Source organism: Bacteroides sp. RTP21281st1_H5_RTP21281_210402 (assembly GCF_040918965.1).
Lineage (GTDB): Bacteria > Bacteroidota > Bacteroidia > Bacteroidales > Bacteroidaceae > Bacteroides > Bacteroides congonensis.
The window spans coordinates 251528-272948 of the sequence record NZ_JBCOWR010000005.1 but is presented as its reverse complement, the minus strand read 5'-3'; the positions used below and the strand labels follow the sequence as shown (position 1 = coordinate 272948).

Here is a 21421-nt window from a genome sequence, read left to right as displayed (position 1 = left end):
CACAGAGCGTTGCATTGTAAAAAGAAAAACGTATCTTTGCTTCAAACGGCGGGAGAAATCGCCGATATAGATAAGAAAGCGTTTTTTTGCTTTATCCTAAAATCGAAATCGCCAATTTCACGTGGAAGGATAGGGACAATGTGACGCTCATTCTGTTTGTGCATGTACCAGGTACGTGTTCTGCGTACTTATACATAACACACAGCGTGGGAATATTGTTTCTTCACTCACTTCCACAAGGCGTTTGGCGATGCCTGATTTTGGTGAGTAGCAGGACAAGTCTCACGCTTTCTTTGTATATGTTGTTAGCCTGCTTCGGGGGACTTGGGAGCAGTAAGAAATACAAAGAGTATGGGAATAAGTAATAAAAATTTTACCAAAGGAGTATTGGGAGGAAACACACAACCAGGAATGAAGGAAACAATAGGTCATTTAACTGGTGCAGCCACAAACTCATTGAAAAAAGACCAAGCAATATTTGATGACTGTTGGGAACAATATATTACCCATAAGAATGAAATTTTGTCTTCGTCCGAACAAATAGATTCGTTTATACAGATGGTATCACATACTCAAATCACAAACAGTAAAATAAAAGCTAAATTATTATACCTTAATGCGTTTTGTCTTTATGAAGCGATCGATAGAGAACCTCAAAACGGACAATCTTATTACTCACAAGCATGTGATTTGATCAATCAAGCTATCCGATATAGCGATGAATCTGAATATCATAAATTACACGCTTTGTTAATGGCAAAAGTAGGAAGTAATAGTATTTCCGGAACAAAAGACAATGATGAGATATTGAAAGAATTTTGTTATGGGCAAGGTACATCTTCTCTGATGCCTGATTCATTTTATACAAATGGGCTCAGCAATGTGATAAAAGCAAAAACAAATGCGTATAAACAAAGTAAGTTGGATGAAGAAATTAAACATTTTGCCTTAAATTCATTATGGAATCTTCCCATCCTCTTATACCTTATATATAAGTATCACATTTACGTTCCACCTACAGGTTGGTTTTCGTTTACATGGACTCCTTTCTATTGGTTAGGGATTGGTATATTCGGTTTAATATACTTAGGATATATCTGTCGTTTCTTTAGGCAGATGTCTAAAGGTGATAATATATGGAAAAACGAAATGTTAGATCAGTATAAATAGAACATGATGAGAGATGTAAAAGTTCATTACAAAACAACTGATGAAGATAAGCGTAAGTGCGCATATGAAAAAGCGATAGAGGCTTATTGGAAACATGTTGATCGGTATCATACATGGATGAATTATTATGCTTTATTTGATGGGGCTTTATTAGTAGCTTATTGCACATTGCTATGTGCAACAAATATAATATTAACAGCAAATGGGCAATTTGAAATAAAAGATCTAAAAGTAGAAAGTGGAGTCTTATTTTTAGAAAACAACTATGAATACTATTTAATATTAGTTTCCATATTAGGATTAATAGTGAGTATTCTGTGGTTGCTATCAATTTTAGGACATAATGCATGGACAAATAGCTGGATGAAAATTATAGAGAAATATGAAATAAATCCATTATATTCTCTTGTTATTTTTGATTCTAAATACAACACGAAAGATGATAAATTACAAGAGCCATTTGATCAAAGATTTATGCCACTAGGATTTTCAACAAGTAAAATAACTATCATATTTATATCATTTGTCATTATTGCTTGGATTTGTACTATTATAATGCAAATTTCTATACAAATATGTGTTTTAATAATAGTATTAATGGGACTCCTTTTAGCTGTATGCATGATTTTAAGCTGTGTATGTAAAAATATAAAAGGGATGTTAATATGGCTATTATATTCAGATATATCTAATAAAAAAAGAGAATATAGATAATCCAAAAATGAATAAAAAACAAACTTTGGCCTTGATGTTTGAAGCAAACAAACAGGCATTAGAAAAAGAGTTGACAGGCTTAATGCTGCCTAAAGATGTAAACAAGATTCAAAGCATTGTTACTAATTACTTTGATTCATTGTTTAATCAAGGTGGAGAATATCGCCAGAATCTTTCTGTTTCGGAAGATTATATCTTGCAGGCTGCATTATCATTGTTGAATGCGCAACAAGAAATGGGACGAAAGTTGACTGAAAAAGAGATAGAGATTAAAACAAAAGTTCATTTTTCAGAAGAAAAGAAGAACCAGCCAGAGAGAAATCCGATTGAAATGTTCTTGTCTCAAAAGTTAGATGGTACAAAGACTTTAATTGGTGCGGGAGGTGGTGCAGTATTAGGAAAAATGACACTGGGTAGTGGCTGGGGTGCTGTATTTGGTGCGATAGCAGGTACGGCTATAGTTCTCTATTTAGCAACAAAATCAGGAAAAAAGAATGTTGAGGAGAAGAAGTCAATTACCCCTAAACCAAAAATTGAAGCAGCCATTGTAAATACAGAAATTGATGTAGCTACATTCTTAAATATCATACAACAAACTTGTGATAGTATTGATTCTTTGATTAATACCTTCCGTAATCAGATACAGAAAGTAGTCAATAAATATGAATCGCAGGAAAAGCCTACATTGGAAAGGGATTATAGCCTATTATTGGCAAGTATTCAGTCTTTATTGGGTGTGGCATACTCTCAACAGCCTAATGACAAACGGTTGGCGAAGATAGATGAGCGTATAGAACAGGTTGTTGATTCATTGAATTGCTATGGCTTGGAAGTCGTTTCCTTTAGTGAAGACAAAATAGATTGGTTTGAACAAATGGAATCAACAAAGGTAACTAATCCGACAATGATTTGTCCGGCTATCATAAAAGGTGATATTCTGATTAAGAAAGGTAAAGTGTTTGTAATGGCTTAAAAAGAAATTATTATGCAAGATAAAAAATACAATTGGAAAATTGTTCCAGATAAAAATAGACATGAATATGTAATAGGAATCGACTTTGGTCATGGAGAGACATCGGCTGCTTTTTGTCCGATAGGTTGGGATTTAGCACCGGGTGACTTAGAGGCGGTAAAAGATGTAGATTTTGGAGCTAATCGAAAAGTTCTTCCTACTGCTATTAATATACAGCCTAATGGCCAAGCATTTTTAGGAGAGGCGGCATTTTCTCCGGAAAGATTGAAAAAGGCGACAGTAGAAGTTCTTTTTAAAAAGAAGCCTGAGAATATTGACGGAGAAAAAGAACAATTGATGATTCGTTATATGCATGAAGTATATGCTCTTATCCGAGAAAAATCAGGAGCCTTATTTAGTGATGATAATCATTTGCTTTATATTGCAACTCCATCTAGTTGGGATGAAAAGGCTAAAAATCTGTATGGACAAATGGCTGCTAAAGCGGGTTTGCCTATTGCTGGCATTACTTCGGAATCTAGAGCGGCGTTTATAAAGGCTCAGTTGGATACCTCTTCAGGATTACCACAATATATATCACAAGGAGCTATTGTGTTTGATATGGGGTCGAGCACTTTAGATTTTACATATTTACAAAGCGGAAATGCTCCGGTTGATTATGGCTATGATTGTGGAGCGTCGCAAGTTGAGAAAATAATGTATGCGGAGATTCGTGATAAAAATAAAGATATTGTCGCTTTTGAAACACAGTACCCTAAATTAGTCGCTAAATTATTGTATGATACTCGTTGTGCTAAAGAGGGTGTCTATTTTGATCCGGATATTCGTTATAAAAAGACCGTAAATTTTGAGGATATTGTGGATGACGAAGACTTTGAGGATTCAAAAATGAAATTTGTTTTTCAACCAGGAGAGTTGAATCGCATGTTAGAGGAAAAAGGATATATCTCTGAAATCAGTCAAGCGATGCTTGATTTTAAGTATTATCATATTGGAGGAAATCCAATCAAAGCGGCATTTTTAACAGGTGGTGCATCTCGAATGGATTTTATTCAAACATTGATAGAAGATTGTTGGGGACTTCCAAAGGACTTGGTATATAGAGATCAAGATCCCTCTTTGACGATTTCGAGAGGTGTAGCAGAATTGGCAAGAGGCGATATCCGATCGGGAGGAATAGGCAATACAAAACAATTATTGAATGATATTGTCGCAGAATCAGATATTTATACTCCGTTTGTAAATTCATTGTGTGATAAGTTGTCAGAAGAAATCATTGGTACGGTAGGAGCTTGTGTGACAAATTTCAGGGATAATGAGACGGATGTCTCAATTAATGATTTGCAGGCTTACATTGAAGAAAATATAAGCGAGGATCTCAATCAAGTAGGGGATTGGGCCATGGAATGTTATAAGGAGGCTTTTGAAAACCAAACGAAAGAAATACGTGATCGGTTAGATAAAATCGTTAGTAACTATTCACGTCAAGGAGTTCGTATGGGAAATGCCCAAGTATCCATATCTTCTTTACCTAATATAGATATGAGTGTGATCGCGGAACAAATGCGGCAGCTCAGCTCCAATTTCACGGATGGAGGAATAGTGAATGGACTTGTTACAGGTATTGCCGGTGCGGCTGTTGGTGGCGCGATTGCCATGTTATTAGGTGGCCCATTAACTTGGTTGATTGGTGGAGGAGCAATTTTAGCCAATTGGTTCTTTGGTGAAGAAAAAACAGAAAAACAGAAGCGTCAAGAAGCTTTGGCTAAAGATTTGGATCATGATCAGCGACAACAAGTTTTCGATGAGTTCAACAATAATTGGGAGGATATTTGTAATAAGATACAAAAGGCTGTAGAACAATCTATTTGCAGTAATTATACATTACAACAGACGATTCGATCTCAAAGCAAAGCAACAATTGAATCTTATGTGAAGGAGTGCATAGAACAAACTCGTTTAATGGTAGAATAAAATGGAAAATATACATATTCCGGTAGTTTCAGAAAGTGCGGCTAAGGTTTTAGCCGCCACTTCTATTTCCCAGTCTTTATCATTCTGTATGGAACGTAAGTACTTGGAAAAGATTGTAGATACGAATCTCAATCCTTATTTTGAATTGAAAGAGGTTGGATTGACTAGTAAGAATGATGTATCTTGGACTGAGATAACACAAGTCGGTAAACCATTGGATCAAACTTCGGAGGATTGTTTTACAGCTATGCAAAAAATTCTCTATTCTTGTTTCATGCCTCAAGAAACTCAATTACTTTTTTTGATTACGGGAAATGGCAAACGGAATCGGTTGTATTTGGGAGTACGCCCAATGGGGACAAGTATCAAAAAGAATATAACCAGATATTTGACCGAATTCATGAAAGGTACTTGGCCGGGGCTACAATGTCATATCGTAAAAAATGAATCAGAAGATGAAGGGCTTCAAGCTTTTTCATCACAGCTGAGAGATGACAACTTGGAGTATGTATATGCTTTGACCGGAATTCCTTCTATGGAAAGCCAATATAAATCAATTTATCCGGCAACCATAGATAAATTGATGGCAGGGATGAGTCAAAGTAAGAATTATGCCTATTTGGTTGTCGCAGATCCGATTGAGACCAATGAGGTAGATGCCATGCTTTTTCAATGTAGGGAAATGAATGGACAAGCGGAGTCTATGAAATCATTCAATGTAACAGAGGGACGTTCGCAAGGAAGTTCACGTTCTCATACTACAACGGATGGAACATCTACATCAGAAGGTGTATCGACTACAAAAAGAGATTATTCCAAATTAGGAAAATTGGCTATGCAGGGAACAGGATTGGCTTTGGCTGCTTCTTTTTTTCCGGCTGCCCAGTCTGTTTTGGAGGGTGCTACAAAAGTAGGGGGGCAATTGGTGGCAGGAGCAATTTCTATGTTGGGAATAGGAGTTGCTAATTCACTTGTAAGTTCATTAACACCAAGCAAATCAGTATCTACTACTACAGGTACCAATCACTCCGAATCAGATTCTACATCTACAAATGAAGGTCAATCCCAGAGTTTAAGTCGGAATATTGTGAATAAGCACATAGAATCTGTAGCAGAACATCTTTTTTATCATAGCAAACGGTTAGAAACAGGCAAGGCTACAGGAATGTGGAAAGTTGGTACTTATTTGTTGGCGAGTAAAGAATCGGATATAAAAGGTGGTGCTATGCAATTGCGTTCTATTCTTAGTGGACAAGAATCTATCTTTGAGCCAATTCGCATAACGGATATCAGTAATGTGATTGAAGCAGAGCAATCAATAGGTCGTTTTCAGTCTCCGATTATTCGTATAGACAGTTCTTCAAATAGTAAGCCATTTAATCATCCTTTAGGAGATCATTATAAAGAACTTAAAACCGTTCTAACCACCAAGGAACTCTCTTACTTAATTAATTTCCCATTGCGTTCCGTCCCAGGAATCAGTGTAATCGACAGTTCTCCGGAGTTTAGTTTGAATTTGCAGGAAAAGAAAGAGGATAAAACTGTTGAAATTGGAAAGTTGCTTTATGGAGGTTCCCCTACGAATATGGATTACCATATTCCGGTAAGTTCTCTTTCCCGTCACACTTTATTGTCCGGTATTAATGGAAGTGGTAAGACGAATACGGTACAAGCGATTCTGAATGGCATAAAGGGTGAAATTCCTTTTCTGGTGATTGAACCGGCAAAGACGGAATATGTAGATTGGGCATTAAAATACAATGAGGAGCATCCGGAAAATCCGATTGATGTTTACATTCCCGGTTGTAAGAGGTACAAAACGGGGGTTGTACCTGAAAAATTGAAATTAAATCCATTTGAGTTAATTTGGTTGAATGAGAAACAAGAACCGAATGTATTGACACATATTGATCGTTTGAAATCTACTTTTGCGGCAGCGTTTCCTATGTATGATATTCTTCCGGTTTTGATGGAGGATTTGATCTATACTGTATATCAGAATAAATCGACAGACTGGTTAGGTGAAGAACCTAAATTCGGAAAAACTTTACCTCCTACATTAAATAGTATGAGTATAAGTGTGGACAAAGTGATTTCCAACCGACAATATGAAGAGCGGATTGAACGGAATATGAAAGCGTGCCTCAATACACGCATAGATAGCTTGAAACGAGGATGGAAAGGAGAGATGCTAAACACGGTGCATTCTACACCGTGGGTTGAGTTGTTTGAGAAACCATGTATCATCAATTTATCATACGTGGGCGATGATGTGGATAAATCATTCTTTATGGCATTGATCCTTCAGTTCTTATATGAATATCGTGCAGCTTTAGCCGAAACCGGACAGGTTGATTTCAATGATAATAGTTGCAGGCATCTTACTGTTATAGAAGAAGCTCATCGGGTTATGGCCAGATGTGACAATCAAGAATTGCCTCAATATAAATCGGCTATAATGTTTAGCAATATGCTGTCAGAGATTCGTGCATACGGTGAGGGTATGTTCTTGGTAGATCAAGTGCCTACAAGGCTTATTCCAGATGCGATCAAAAATACGAATCTAAAGATTACACATCGATTGGTAGCGGAAGATGATTGTAAAGCAATATCTGAGTCTATGGGCTTGAATGAAGAACAACGGAAGGTCATTGCTAAGTTGATGACCGGACAGTGTATTGTATCAAGTTCTTTGGCGACAGATACGTATTGGGTGAAGATCCATAAGATGAAGTGATATATGAAAAGCTCAAATTGTAATATAGAAGAGGGGAACGCCTCTAATGAAGGATTAGGGCGTTCTTCTTTAACGCAGTCAGAGATTTCTTATCTGAAAGAATTAGATACGAAATCATTGGAATGGGAGCGATTGAGTTTGGAGAATAAGATCGCTATATCAAAGGATATAGATAATAGGGTTGGAGAAATATCTGAATCGACTGGAATTGCTAAAATTTTGCTGTATCAGGAGTATTTCCCTGATATACGTACAATAAGAACACAACAACATTCATGGGATGGGAAGAGCGTTAATGATGTAACATATTCGATGCAGACGTTTGTCTCTTCTACAGGTGAGATGTTGAGGGGAGTATTCCCAGAGTTTCCTGCGAAATGTGAGATCATTCTTCCAGATTACTGTATGTCTGATGAGTTTTGGAGTGAATATGGCAACAGATCTGACCGAATGCAAATGAAATATGCAACTGTCGGATTAAAAGAAGAATTGACGAAAGATCCTCCATTAAAGGATACCTTAAACTTGAGTGATCGGCAATTTGCGGATATCATGGCTGAGAAAGATAAAATAGAAGGTTTGACGTGGCATCATGATATTAATTTTGGAAGGATGAAATTGATTGATGAAAAAGTTCATTCTTTTAAAGAACATCAACATTCTGGAGGAATGGCTACTTGGAATGACCGTTGGATTCAAAGCCATCTGATTGACATCTCTAAGTTGGAGAATGTCAAAGACTATATGGAAACAGACAGGTATGTTTGTGGAAAATTTGCAATGCCTGAACTTGAATATGTTGGAGAGATTCTTCCATTAGGAAATACGGATTTGCTAATAGCCCGAATTGATGAATTGAATGGTAGAAAACCTCCTAAGGCCATTGATTCGAATCGGACTGTAGCGGAGTTGCTTGAACCTATAAAAGATAAAATAGATCTACTTTATTTGGAAGCTCCATCAGACAATGCTCAAGTAGAGGCGATTTCCGATGTAATGCTCCGAGTGGTGGGATTGGAATATGATAAATGGAAGGAGCTTTCTTTTGATAAACGGATGGGAGTATTACAGCAATTAGAAAATGAAGTTGCCAAAATCGCTCATCGACCATCATGTGATGTTGTATCTCAAAGTTTGGGAGAGGGGCATTTGGGGTATTATGAGCAAGGAAGCAATTGTATTACAATTAATAAAGATTATGTAGAATCAACAGAGTGCTATGAGGCGGTCTTGGACACATTGATTCATGAGGGGCGTCATGCTTACCAAGATTATAACTTGAATATACGTGAGACGCATCCTCGTCATGGAGAGGTCTCCAATTGGAACTTGAACGAACTTCACGGTTATCAAGATGTGGAACATTGTGGCTTCAAAGCATATCAATTGCAACCTTTGGAGTCAGATGCACGGGCTTTTGCGGAAGATGTTGTAAAATCATATCAAGATAAATTAACATGAAAGAAGAAATAACAAAAATTCTAATAGAACGTGGTTATCCTAAAAAACAGGCGTTATCGGTTGCCTGTGATTTGCAGGAAATGGATAATCTGTTTCAAACAGCTTTTCAATGTTGGTTGAATACGGAAGAAGAACAAGACTTTCAGATAGAAGGTTTTAAATTGTCCGAGCTAAAACAAAAATTTAGTATGACTTATCCTGCCGCTTTATTGACAATGGATTGGTTGATTAAAGAGCCGGAGTTGGCGAAAGAGTGTATAAACAGAGGAATAAGATAATAGAATTATGTCAACATTTGTATTAACCCCAAAATGTAACATCCCGCTTAGTCACGGGATGAAGATAGAGAAAGGAACAGTTCCTTTTATAGTGGAAATTCCGTTCGGACATTTGCCCTTTGATTCCATAGCGTCAAAGAATATGGTAAAAAACTGTCTATTGGCTAGAGGCATTGACATATCTGGTCATGAGAGTATATTGAGTGGTGTCTTTTTTGATTTTAAGAAGATGTAAGGATGGATTTAATTGTTCGCTTTCTGCGATCCGATTGGATTAAAAAAGCTGCACATTATGCTTATAATCCCAAGCGGCTGAAGGCTTTGGTCCTTCGGCTTGGGATTTATTTGTCGAAGAAGGGACCTACTCGATTGAAAGAGCAGACAAAGTTGTTATATAGCTACCTGAAAGATGTGTCAACTGGGAAGTATAAGGATTATCATACGAACAGCCTGATCTTTATCATTGCGGCTGCGATTTATTTGATTACTCCGGTTGACTTTGTTCCGGATATGTTCCCTTTGGGATTGATGGATGATTTGATGATTATTTCTTGGATCTTGAATGTGACATCGGATGAGTTGGAACGGTATAGGTTAGCCAATAAGACAGATAAAAATCTCTCGGACTCAGACAAGATATGACAGATTATCTGATTTATATTTGTTGCGTCTATTTGATGTAGGTATAGTGACAAAGTGTATCGTCAATGGATTAAAACGTTTGAATTATGGATATTTTAGCAAGACAAGTAAATGACTACTTGAAGAACGAGTATAAGTTGAACTTTCAGTATGATGAGGAGAAAGGAGAGTTTCACTTTTCAATCGACATGAATTATGTTTGTTTGGATGTGAGGATTATTTGTAGGGAAGAGGATAAACAGGTACTTTTATTGGCGTATGCACCCATAAAAATACAAGAAAGCCAATATACATCTGTGTTTCGTTTTATCAATAAGATACAGATGAATAATTTTGATTCGGTCAGTCTGTTTATTAATGAGGAATGCAACAAGCTAATGTCTCAATCTGCATTGAATGTTGGAAGTGATTTTCGTATAGATAAGGAAGTGTTCCGGTTTGCATTTTGCCCTTTACTGAATATATTGGACGACCATTTTGTGGAATTACTCAGAATTCTATCTTGCGAAGACGAAAATCAAAATAAACCGGATGAAATCTCGGATCTCATTTCATTATCGGAACAAAATGATCCGGAAGCGCAATATTTGTTGGGTATCAAGTATTACAAGGGGGAAGATGTGGCGCAAGACATGGAAAGGGCGATCTGCCTTTGGGGATCTTCTGTTGACAACGGACGTGAAGCAACAACAGTTACGTTGCAAGATTGTATAGAAGACTTGGCGCAAAAGGTAAAAGAGGCTGCGGATACGCAAGATTATGAGAAGGCTTCTCTTTTTCAGGCATTGATCAATAAATGCGATGATCTACTGAATACTTATAAAAAGAAATGACAAATCTTCGCATGTGGTTAGTTTATTTATATAAATAGATAAACTAACCATTCGATACAAAGTTACAATAAAACAGTAAGATAACCTACAAAGCGCATTATATTAACATATTTAATTGAAGATAAAAGAAACGACCGGTATGCGTCGTCACGACGTATACCGGTCTACAAGTTAAAGTCAAAGTCAAAAAAATTAAGAGAGTTATCTATTTATATTTATAGGTTAGGGTTAGCGTTTATTTCTTTTTGCGGGATAGCATATAGATAATAAGTGCTGTTCACTGTAAACGGTTTGCCGTCCGGGAAACGAAGGAACCAATGTCCTAATGGATTCCGTTTGGCAAAGCTACCGCCTTCTTGCCAACAGTCCACTTCTGTTTTCTGTATTTCATCCGACAAAGCGGTACGTTCTACGGCTCTTTGGGTACGGAGTACATCAGTAATACCGAAGCCTTCTCCCCAAAGTTCACGGCGGCGTTCCATCAGAATTTCGTTGACTACATCATCCTGTGATTTTCCCGTCACATCGTAATCCCCTACTCCACGGGCATTGCGCAATGTATTCAAAGGCGCTACAGCCTGATTCAATGCTACGCCATCACGAACTTTCGCTTCAGCCTCAATCAGATACATTTCAGCAGAACGCATCAAGACCAAATCAGCCGTATCATCTGCACGCATATGAAACTTCTTATATCCCAAATATCCTTCGCGCATCCACTGAAACAGAGGAATACGGATATCACCTTCAGTAAAGGTATCTTTCAAATGAGGATCTGCCATGAAACTACTGTAAGCTCCAACGTATGTAGCATCCAAATAGTAAAAATTATAACTTGCATCCGATTGGGAAGGTATTTGAGGGAATCCCCATATCCATTCCTTATTGGAGATATTGTTGAATCCTTCGTATTCGGCAGTGGTTGTCATCAGCGAATATCCTTTACGGGCGGCTTCGGCAGCTTTTGCCGCTTCTTCCCATTGTCCGGTCAGCAAGTAAGCGCGAGCCAAAAGTCCGTTGACTACTGCTACATTCGGTTTGAACTTCTGATTATCACCGCTGCGGACATAGTTTTTCAAATAGTCCTTCGCCAAAGTCAAGTCATCGAAAATAAGTTGGTAAACCTGCGCTACTGTCGATTTTCCTTTCGGTACTGTTGAACTATTACTCGGTTCTGTATAAACAGGAACACAAGGCGCATCTTTATCCTTCAAATAAGTAAACTGGTAATGTTGTACCAGATGCAGGTAGCAGAAAGCACGTAAAGCTAATGCTTGTCCCTGCGCCCGACGGAGTTCTTCCGAATCCCCCTTGATGGAAATAGCAGTATTACAGTTATCTATCGTTTTATACATCAGATACCAGGCAAACTCCGTTCTATTGTTTGAAGAAATAGCCACATCGTTGAACTGATAGGAAGAGTTGAACCCATATTTCGGACGGGAAACAACATCACTTGCCATCATATCATCCTGGCACTGAAGTGCACGATAACCGATATTGGCATAAGTACTTGAATAATCGAACAGATTATACCAGGCACCGTTCACAAGCGCTTCCGCATTTTCGGGCACAGGCACTTTTTCGGAACTTACTGCATCTGTCGGGTCTGTATCCAAAAAGCTGCTGCTACAACCCGCTGCCAAAAAGAGAGTGGCAACGGCTGCTAGAATAGATTGTATTTTTATTTTTCTCATAATTTAGTCTGAATTTAGAAAGCAACGTTAATACCTCCGGAGATGGTTCTCATAGCCGGATAGCGGTAATAAGTAATACCTGTAATTCCCTGCTCAGGATCTAATCCCTGATTCCGGTGGATAGTAAATAAGTTATCTCCCTGCACATATACTTGCACACTGCTCAATGACAATTTACTAATCCATTGCTTGGGTAAGTTGTAAGAGAGCGTCAGGTTCTTCAATCGCATATAGGAGTTGTTTTGTAAGAAACGGGTGGATGCCGAGTTCCAGTTATTAGAAGTTGTACTCAAGGCAGGAACATCGGTATCCCGGTTTTCCGGTGTCCAACGTCGCAGAATTTCTGTCGACCAATCACGTCCTTCCAAACTACCGTTATGCAGAATCATTGTAATATCACGGTTGTAGATATATCCGCCGATGCTGTAAGCAAAGATAGCAGAGAGGTCGAATCCTTTCCAGGAAAGTGATGTATTGAATCCGCCATATACTTTCGGAAGAGATGATTTGTTGACGTAATAATAATCTGCCGAAGCATAATCATTGGTGGTGATACGTTTTCCTGTCGGGTTGTGGTTGGCGTCTTCCTCGTCCATATACCACAATGGATCACCATTCTCTGGGTCTACGCCTGCCCATTCTTTCATATAGAAATCATAAACAGAGCGACCTACCTGGAGCTTGTTCACACCACTTTGCGGCATATCTTTCAATGGAAGGTCTGTCACCTTATTCTTATAGTGAGTGAGGTTCATACCCAGTTTCCATACCCAACCATTCTGGTTGATAATCGTTCCGTTAAGTACCAGTTCTATACCCGTATTTTTCAAAGCTCCTACATTCTCGTCAATAGAACCATATCCCAAAGAGGGAGCTATCGGACGGGAATAAAGCAAGTCTTTCGAGCGGCGCGTAAAGAAGTCGAACGAACCGGAAAAGCGGTTGTTAAACAGAGAGAAGTCAATACCGACGTTAAAGTTCAGGTTCGTTTCCCATTTCAGGTTCGGAGTTGCCATACGGTCGGAGACTAATGCGTTCTCGCCCAAATTGGAGACGATACTATAAAGTCCCTTGCTTGCGTAGTAAGTGCCGAGGTTATCATTTCCCTGTGCGCCGTAGCTCATTTTTAGAGTCAAGGCAGACAGCCAGTCGGAAGTGCTTGCCATAAACTCTTCACGGTCGATACGCCAGGAAGTACCCAATGACCAGAAGTTTCCCCAACGCGTCTCCGGCGCAAAACGTGAAGAACCGTCGCGACGGTAAGATGCCGAGAAGAAATATTTATTCTGATAGTCGTAGAGCAGTTGGGTAAGATAACCGACCAGTGCATAGTCGATGCGATATCCCGAACCACCGGTCAACTGCGAGCCGACTACCAGTTCCGGCATATCGGGCTGCGCCATTTTAGAACGTGACGCGGTCAGTTCATCGTAACGATAAGAATACGCTTCCATACCTGCAAGGACATTGAAATGATGTTCGCCAATCGTCTTGTCATAAGTGGCAATATTATTCCATGTCCAGGAGAAAGTACGGGTATTCATCCGGCTGACACCGCCGCCGTTTTCTTTAGCCGGCCCTAGTTTGGGGTTCGTATAGTCCAATGTATTATAGTTAATCAAATCGAAGTTGAAACTTGTCTTGAATTTCAATCCTTCGATAATCGTAGCTTCCAGAAAAGTACGGCCGGAAACTTCATCTTTCATACGTTCCGACTTATCCAGGGGCAAAGTAGCGGGCAAGTTCCAGTTAGCCATAGAACCGGAAGGGCGATACGAACCGAAATCGAAAATACGGTCTCCGCTTTCATCCAGTTTGTAACTGCCGTCGGTATTCATCTCATAAATCGGATAAAAACCCGGCATGGTACGTCCGGCTGTAATCACGTTACTCGTTTTGGAGTCGGAAGAAACCGGATAGTTCTGCATGGAATGGGCAAAACTCAAGTTGACGCCGCCTTTCAGCCAGGAAGTTATTTCACTGGTTATGTTGGAACGCAAGTTGAAACGTTGATAACCGGATTCGAGGGCGATACCTTTGTCATTCAGATATCCGGCGGAGAAGAAATATTGATTGGCTTTTCCACCACCGGAAACACTCAGGTTCAGTTCTGTGCGAAGTGCCTGTTGCTCCATAGCGTCACTCCAATCAGAATCCCATAACGGGCGTGCACCTTCTATCAGTTTACCGTCCGTACCGACCGGTTGTGCATATTGCGGGCCGTAAGGGTTAGGCCCTCCACCCATTAATTTCGTAACCAAATCTTTGGAAGCCTGTGCTGCGGCAGTTGCCGATGTGTAGTCAGAGCTTTTGGCATACTGATTACGAAGTGCTTCCCAATATAATTCAAAATATTGGTTGGTGCTGACACGGTCGTAGTCGCGGACTGCGCGGTTGGAACCTCCTAAAGATGCTTTCACTTTTACCGTTGCTTTCGAGTTCTGTTCACCTTGCTTGGTGGTGATAATAATCACCCCATTCGCGCCACGTGAACCGTACAAAGCGGCAGATGCGGCATCTTTCAGGACAGTCATCGAAGATATGTCATCGGGATTGATGGAGTTCACACTTCCATCGAACGGAACACCGTCCACTACATAAAGCGGAGCACTGGATGCATTGATAGAACCGATACCACGAATACGGATTTCAGCATCCGTACCCGGCTGACCGCTTGCCGCACTTGCCTGCACGCCGGACACCGTACCTTCCAGTACACGCGATACACTGGAAGTCTGTAACTTTTCAATTTCCCCCGCCTTCATGGTCGAAGCAGCTCCGGTAAAACTATATTTCTTGGCGGTGGCATACGCTACTACCATCACTTCGTCCAGTTCTTTACTTTCTGATTCCAGGGCAACATTTATCACATTCCGGTTGTTTATCGGTTGTTCTACTGTGCGCATCCCTACAAAGCGGAATACCAAAGTGCCGGTAGCCGGAGCTTCGACAGAGTAATTTCCATCCATATCGGTGATTGTGCCTGAAGATGCTCCTTTCAATTGTACAGATACCCCAGGCAAGGGCTCTCCTTCAGAGGTCACCGTACCTGTCACGCACTTCTCCTGCTGTGCTTCCGCATACAATATATTTCCTGCAAGAAGCAGAAAAGACGCTGCTAATAAACGTAAATAGATTCTCATAATTTTGTGGCTTAATATTTATTTGCTAGCTGTACTAACAGTATATAGAAGTTTTTTGTTTAGGAAACGAAACATTTTTTAGAAGATTGCTAGTATAAATCAACGAAAGGTAGTACATTCGTGAAACCAAAGACATTCATAACAGCTACGAAGAATCGCATGGTAAGACAGATTGTTTTATATATTTCCCTGTTATTGTCACTCTCCTTACAGGCACAGCCTGGAAAGGAGAATATTTCCGTAGCCGACAGTGTGCAGGGAGATTCGTCAAACATCGCCAAACCTGGTGCTTTCAAGAGAGCTATCAAGAAATTCATGAATTTCAGTGATTTCGATACGCTCTACATCAGTCCCAACCGATATAATTATGCGCTGATGGTTACCCATTTCAGCAACTTTGAATATTACTCGGTCACCAGTGAACTTCCCCAACCTCAGAAACTTAGCTTCTCTCCTAATCCGCACAACAAGATTGGATTGTACTTCGGTTGGAGATGGATTTTCCTGGGATGGTCTGTCGATGTCGATGATATTTATCGGAAGACAAACCGGAAGAACAGAGGGACAGAGTTTGATTTAAGTCTTTATAGCTCCAAGCTAGGGGTGGATATCTTCTACCGCCGTACGGGCAATAATTATAAGATTCATAAAATCAGAGGATTCTATGACGAGATTCCTTCCAATTATTCCGAAAACTTCAACGGACTGAAAGTAGATATCAAAGGGCTGAATCTATATTATATATTCAACAACCGGAAGTTCTCTTATCCTGCCGCTTTCAGCCAGTCGACCAATCAACGGCGCAATGCAGGAACATTCATCGCAGGTTTCTCTATCTCCAAACACAATCTCGACTTTGATTATCTGCAATTGCCGGAATATATACAGGAAAGGATGAATCCCGGCATGAAAGTCAATAAGATAAAATATACCAATGCCAATATCAGTTTCGGCTATGCCTACAACTGGGTATTCGCACGCAACTGCCTGGCTTGTATTTCTCTCACTCCCGCCATTGCCTACAAAGCCTCTGACGTAGACGCGGAAACCCACGAAGGAAAACAATGGTACAGTAAGTTTAATCTCGATTTCCTGCTCCGTGCAGGCGTGGTCTATAATAACGGAAAGTATTTCGTAGGTTCCTCTTTCGTCGGGAAAAACTACAATTACCATCGCAATAATTTCTCTTTGGACAATGGCTTCGGAACTCTTCAGATATATGCCGGATTCAACTTCAATCTGCGCAAGGAATACAGGAAAAAGAAATCGAAGTAGAAATATCAGAAACCGCCAAACAGTTTGCTTATCCAAAGAATCTTTGTACATTTGCCGCGTTCTACGGAACAAAAAGTAAAAAATCAATGAAGCAACAACGCCACATACAGACCACACGCACCCTTCTTTCCCGCTTCCGTTACTGGGGCAGAAAGAATTACGCCGCTTTTGCGAGTATGGGACGTGAATTCCAAATCGGTCATCTGCATATCAATGTAGTGGACGTTGCCCTTCGCAAGCAGAATGCTGCACAAACTATCCCTTATCATACATTTATGACACTTCAAGAAATTAAAGACCAAGTGTTGGCAGGCGTAGACATATCGCCCGACCAGGCCGCTTGGCTCGCCAACATGGCCGACAGCGAGGCGCTTTATGCCGCCGCGCATGAGATTACCGTCGCACGTGCTTCGCACGAATTCGACATGTGTTCCATCATCAACGCCAAGTCCGGCAGATGCCCGGAGAACTGTAAATGGTGTGCACAATCCTCTCACTACAAAACGCAAGCCGAAGTCTACGACCTCCTACCCGCTGAAGAATGTCTCCGACAGGCAAAATACAATGAAGCCCAGAACGTCAACCGTTTCTCCCTCGTCACCAGCGGCCGGAAACCTTCTCCCAAACAGATTACCCAACTTTGTGATACAGTCCGCCATATGCGGCGACATTCGTCAATTCAACTTTGCGCTTCGCTGGGTTTACTCAACGAAGAAGAACTGCGTTCTCTGCATGAAGCTGGCGTAACCCGCTATCACTGCAATCTGGAAACTGCACCTTCTTACTTTTCAACGCTCTGCTCCACGCACACACAGGAGCAGAAACTTGCGACTCTTGATGCTGCCCGCCGTGTAGGAATGGACATTTGCTGCGGTGGCATTATCGGTATGGGAGAAACAATGGAACAACGGATAGAATTCGCTTTCACTTTGGAAGAACTGAACGTCCAGTCCATTCCTATCAACCTATTAAGCCCGATACCTGGAACGCCATTGGAAAACGAAAAGCCTCTAAGTGAAGAAGAAATCCTCAGGACAATTGCCTTGTTCCGTTTCATCAATCCGACGGCTTTTCTACGTTTTGCCGGCGGACGTTCGCAACTCTCGCCCGAAGCGATGCACAAAGCATTGTATATCGGAATTAATTCGGCTATTGTAGGTGACTTGCTGACGACACTCGGCTCTAAAGTTTCGGAAGACAAGAAGATGATTCAGGAAGAAGGTTATCATTTTGCAAGTTCACAGTTCGACCGCGAACATATATGGCATCCCTATACTTCTACTACCGACCCGCTTCCTGTTTATAAAGTAAAACGGGCGGATGGCGCTACCATTACCCTTGAAGACGGGCGGACACTTATTGAAGGAATGTCATCCTGGTGGTGTGCCGTGCATGGATACAATCATCCGGCATTGAACCAGGCGGCCAAAGAGCAGTTGGACAAGATGTCTCACGTGATGTTCGGTGGATTGACACATGAACCCGCCATTGAATTGGGAAAATTGCTATTACCGTTAGTTCCGCCGTCCATGCAAAAGATATTCTATGCAGACTCCGGTTCGGTAGCTGTTGAAGTTGCCTTGAAAATGGCTGTACAATACTGGTACGCAGCAGGAAAACCCGATAAGAATAATTTCGTGACCATCCGTTCCGGTTATCACGGAGATACCTGGAATGCCATGTCCGTCTGCGACCCGGTGACGGGAATGCACAGTCTTTTCGGCCCAGCGCTTCCTGTCCGCCATTTTGTTCCGGCTCCGGTTTCCCGGTTTGACGGGGAGTGGAATCCTGAAGACATTGTCCCTTTGCGGGAGACGATTGAAAAACATTCGGAAGAATTAGCGGCACTTATCCTTGAACCGATTGTGCAGGGAGCAGGTGGTATGTGGTTTTATCATCCGCAATACCTGCGTGAAGCGGAAAAGCTCTGCCGGGAACACGGACTTCTTCTTATCTTCGATGAAATAGCAACAGGATTCGGACGGACAGGCAAACTTTTCGCCTGGGAACACGCCGGAGTAGAACCGGATATTATGTGTATCGGAAAGGCATTGACCGGCGGATATATGACGCTTTCTGCGGTTTTGGCAAGTAATCAGGTGGCAGATACCATCTCCAACCATGCACCGGGAGCATTTATGCACGGGCCTACCTTTATGGGAAATCCACTCGCCTGTGCGGTGGCTTGCGCATCTGTCCGCTTGCTGATTGAATCCGGTTGGCAGGAGAATGTGAAACGAATCGAAACTCAATTAAAAGAAGAATTGGCACCTGCACGGGAGTTGCCACAAGTAGCTGATGTAAGGATACTAGGGGCAATCGGAGTCATTGAAATGAAGCGTCCGGTGAATATGGCAACTATGCAACAACGCTTTGTCGAAGAAGGTATTTGGGTACGTCCATTCGGAAAGTTGGTTTATCTGATGCCGCCTTTCATTATTACTTCCGAACAACTAAGTAAATTGACTTCCGGATTATTGAAAATAATAAAGAAAATATAGTTTCATAAATGGGAATTTATATTTCACCACAGAGGACACGGAGGACACTGAGTTCTTCTCTCTTTCTTTCCGCAAGTAAAACAGAGAGATAAATACGGTTATAAATACGTGAGACTCTGTGTTACTCAAAAATAGTAAACCTCTGTGTCCTCAGTGTCCTCTGTGGTGAACTCATAAATTATCTTTTAGCTATAAAAGAACAATATATGATTATAAACAATATAAACCAGGAACTTCTTGTTCTAAAAGAAAAGAAGAACTATCGTTCTCTCCCGCCACTTGTCCACGATGGACGGGATGTTATTCTGAACGGGAAACGAATGTTGAATCTGTCTTCCAACGATTATCTCGGACTGGCTAATGATGTATCATTAAGAGAGGAATTCTTAAAGACAATTACTCCCGAAACCTTTCTGCCTAGTTCCTCTTCTTCCCGATTGCTGACAGGTAATTTTTCCGATTATCAAGCGTTGGAACAACAACTGGCAGCTATGTTCGGAGTAGAAAGCGCACTCATTTTTAATAGTGGTTATCATGCCAATACAGGGATTCTTCCTGCCGTCAGCAATGCGCAAACATTGATTCTTGCGGACAAACTGGTACATGCCAGTCTGATAGACGGAATCAGATTGTCATCCGCGAAATGTATCCGGTATCGTCACAATGATTTATCCCAGTTACAACGATTGATTTCTGAGAATCACAACGTGTATGGGCAAATCATTATTGTCACCGAAAGCATCTTCAGCATGGACGGAGATGAAGCCGACCTTCGCGCTCTCGTCCAATTGAAAAAGAATTATTCCAATGTTCTTCTTTATGTAGACGAAGCCCATGCCTTCGGCGTACGGGGCGAGAACGGATTAGGATGCGCTGAAGAACAAGACTGCATCAATGATATAGACTTTCTGATAGGAACATTCGGGAAAGCGATAGCCTCAACAGGCGCCTACATTGTCTGCCGACAAGTTATCCAGGAATATCTAATCAACAAGATGCGCACATTTATATTCACAACAGCCCTTCCGCCCATAAATATTCAATGGACTTCGTGGATATTAAAACATCTGCCCGCTCTCCAACAGAAGAGAACTCATTTACTGCGAATCAGTAACAAACTAAAGACTGCGCTTGCCGACAAAGGATACAATTGCCCCTCGGTAAGCCATATTGTCCCTATGATTGTAGGAGCAAGTGAAGATGCCATATGCAAAGCAGAAGAAATTCAACGCAAAGGATTCTACGCATTGCCGGTACGTCCGCCTACGGTTCCCGAAGGGACTTCACGCATCCGCTTCTCATTGACAGCAGACATCACCGAACATGAAATCGACCAACTCATAAAACTGATAAACGAATGAAACAGCATTTTATCATAAAGAATAATCAAAAGCATCTATTGCTTTTCTTCGCAGGCTGGGGAATGGATGAAACTCCATTCCTTCAAATTCACCCGACCGATAAGGATTGGATGATTTGTTATGATTATCGTTCATTAGAGTTCGATGCCGGTATCTTGCAAGAGTATTCCGAAATCAGTCTCATCGCCTGGTCAATGGGAGTATGGGCAGCTTCTCAGATAATGAAACAATATCCTGCCCTGCCCCTCTCTCAAAGTATCGCTATCAATGGCACTCCTTATCCTATACACGAAACGAAAGGGATTGCACCTGCCATCTTTGAAGGAACCCTGCAAGGATTGAACGACCAATCCCTGCAAAAGTTTCAAAGACGAATGTGTGGTTCAATAGCCGATTACAAAGCTTTTCAGACAGTAGCTCCCCAACGTCCCGTTGAGGAACTCAAAGAAGAACTTGCCGCCATACAAAAGCAATACTTATCATTACCACCTTCGGACTTTACATGGCAAAAAGCCATCATAGGAAAGAACGACCGTATTTTCCTGCCGGATAACCAATGGCTGGCATGGAGAAATAAAGTGGATTCCCTTGAATATGCAGAAGCCGCCCACTATCAAATGGAACTTTTTGATAACGTAATCATGCAAATCAACTAATTATTG

The 21421-nt window shown here is 40.8% G+C and carries 15 protein-coding genes; 13 read left to right on the top strand and 2 right to left on the bottom strand.

Features of this window, described 5'->3' with window-relative positions; genetic code table 11:
* Nucleotides 1–351: 351 nt before the first annotated feature.
* From AB5443_RS09915 to AB5443_RS09875, 9 genes are all read left to right on the top strand, one after another.
* Entirely contained in the window at nucleotides 352–1170 is an 819-nt protein-coding gene (locus tag AB5443_RS09915; RefSeq protein ID WP_277133612.1) for a hypothetical protein, read from the top strand.
* 6 nt (nucleotides 1171–1176) lie between these two features.
* Nucleotides 1177–1884, top strand: a complete 708-nt coding sequence (locus tag AB5443_RS09910; protein WP_368113999.1) for a hypothetical protein — start codon at nucleotides 1177–1179, stop codon at nucleotides 1882–1884.
* A gap of 7 nt (nucleotides 1885–1891) precedes the next feature.
* On the top strand, nucleotides 1892–2857 hold the full coding sequence (locus AB5443_RS09905) for a glycine zipper family protein (protein ID WP_277133616.1): 966 nt from the start codon (nucleotides 1892–1894) through the stop codon (nucleotides 2855–2857).
* Nucleotides 2858–2869: 12 nt separating this feature from the next.
* Nucleotides 2870–4831, top strand: a complete 1962-nt coding sequence (locus AB5443_RS09900; RefSeq protein ID WP_277133618.1) for an Hsp70 family protein — start codon at nucleotides 2870–2872, stop codon at nucleotides 4829–4831.
* A gap of 1 nt (nucleotide 4832) precedes the next feature.
* Nucleotides 4833–7568 (top strand): ATP-binding protein, encoded by a 2736-nt coding sequence (locus AB5443_RS09895; RefSeq protein ID WP_277133620.1) that lies wholly within the window; start codon nucleotides 4833–4835, stop codon nucleotides 7566–7568.
* Between the two features lie 3 nt (nucleotides 7569–7571).
* The gene (locus AB5443_RS09890; RefSeq protein ID WP_277133622.1) at nucleotides 7572–9029 is read left to right on the top strand and encodes an HNH endonuclease; all 1458 of its coding nucleotides are present in this window, start codon (nucleotides 7572–7574) and stop codon (nucleotides 9027–9029) included.
* Entirely contained in the window at nucleotides 9026–9307 is a 282-nt protein-coding gene (locus AB5443_RS09885) for a hypothetical protein (protein WP_257419804.1), read from the top strand. The genes AB5443_RS09890 and AB5443_RS09885 overlap by 4 nt, the downstream gene beginning before the upstream one ends.
* 237 nt (nucleotides 9308–9544) lie before the next feature.
* The gene (locus AB5443_RS09880) at nucleotides 9545–9949 is read left to right on the top strand and encodes a YkvA family protein (RefSeq protein WP_277133624.1); all 405 of its coding nucleotides are present in this window, start codon (nucleotides 9545–9547) and stop codon (nucleotides 9947–9949) included.
* Nucleotides 9950–10035: 86 nt separating this feature from the next.
* Nucleotides 10036–10782 carry an SEL1-like repeat protein gene (locus AB5443_RS09875; protein WP_277133626.1) on the top strand — a complete coding sequence of 249 codons (747 nt, stop codon included), beginning with the start codon at nucleotides 10036–10038 and terminating at the stop codon, nucleotides 10780–10782.
* Nucleotides 10783–10997: 215 nt separating this feature from the next.
* Here the strand turns inward: AB5443_RS09875 and AB5443_RS09870 are convergent, their stop codons facing one another.
* Both AB5443_RS09870 and AB5443_RS09865 read right to left on the bottom strand, forming a co-directional pair.
* Nucleotides 10998–12479: a RagB/SusD family nutrient uptake outer membrane protein gene (locus tag AB5443_RS09870; RefSeq protein ID WP_277133628.1), complete on the bottom strand. Its 1482-nt coding sequence runs from the start codon at nucleotides 12477–12479 to the stop codon at nucleotides 10998–11000.
* Between the two features lie 14 nt (nucleotides 12480–12493).
* The gene (locus tag AB5443_RS09865; protein WP_277133630.1) at nucleotides 12494–15622 is read right to left on the bottom strand and encodes a TonB-dependent receptor; all 3129 of its coding nucleotides are present in this window, start codon (nucleotides 15620–15622) and stop codon (nucleotides 12494–12496) included.
* A gap of 159 nt (nucleotides 15623–15781) precedes the next feature.
* Between AB5443_RS09865 and AB5443_RS09860 the strand changes: the two genes are divergently transcribed.
* The 4 genes from AB5443_RS09860 to AB5443_RS09845 all read left to right on the top strand — a co-directional run bounded on the left by AB5443_RS09860 (nucleotide 15782) and on the right by AB5443_RS09845 (nucleotide 21415).
* The gene (locus AB5443_RS09860; protein ID WP_044656096.1) at nucleotides 15782–16897 is read left to right on the top strand and encodes a DUF4421 domain-containing protein; all 1116 of its coding nucleotides are present in this window, start codon (nucleotides 15782–15784) and stop codon (nucleotides 16895–16897) included.
* 86 nt (nucleotides 16898–16983) lie between these two features.
* Nucleotides 16984–19398 carry an adenosylmethionine--8-amino-7-oxononanoate transaminase gene (gene bioA / locus AB5443_RS09855; protein ID WP_277133632.1) on the top strand — a complete coding sequence of 805 codons (2415 nt, stop codon included), beginning with the start codon at nucleotides 16984–16986 and terminating at the stop codon, nucleotides 19396–19398.
* 206 nt (nucleotides 19399–19604) lie between these two features.
* Nucleotides 19605–20759, top strand: a complete 1155-nt coding sequence (locus AB5443_RS09850) for an 8-amino-7-oxononanoate synthase (protein WP_277133634.1) — start codon at nucleotides 19605–19607, stop codon at nucleotides 20757–20759.
* Entirely contained in the window at nucleotides 20756–21415 is a 660-nt protein-coding gene (locus tag AB5443_RS09845) for a DUF452 family protein (RefSeq protein ID WP_277133636.1), read from the top strand. The genes AB5443_RS09850 and AB5443_RS09845 overlap by 4 nt, the downstream gene beginning before the upstream one ends.
* Nucleotides 21416–21421 lie beyond the last annotated feature (6 nt).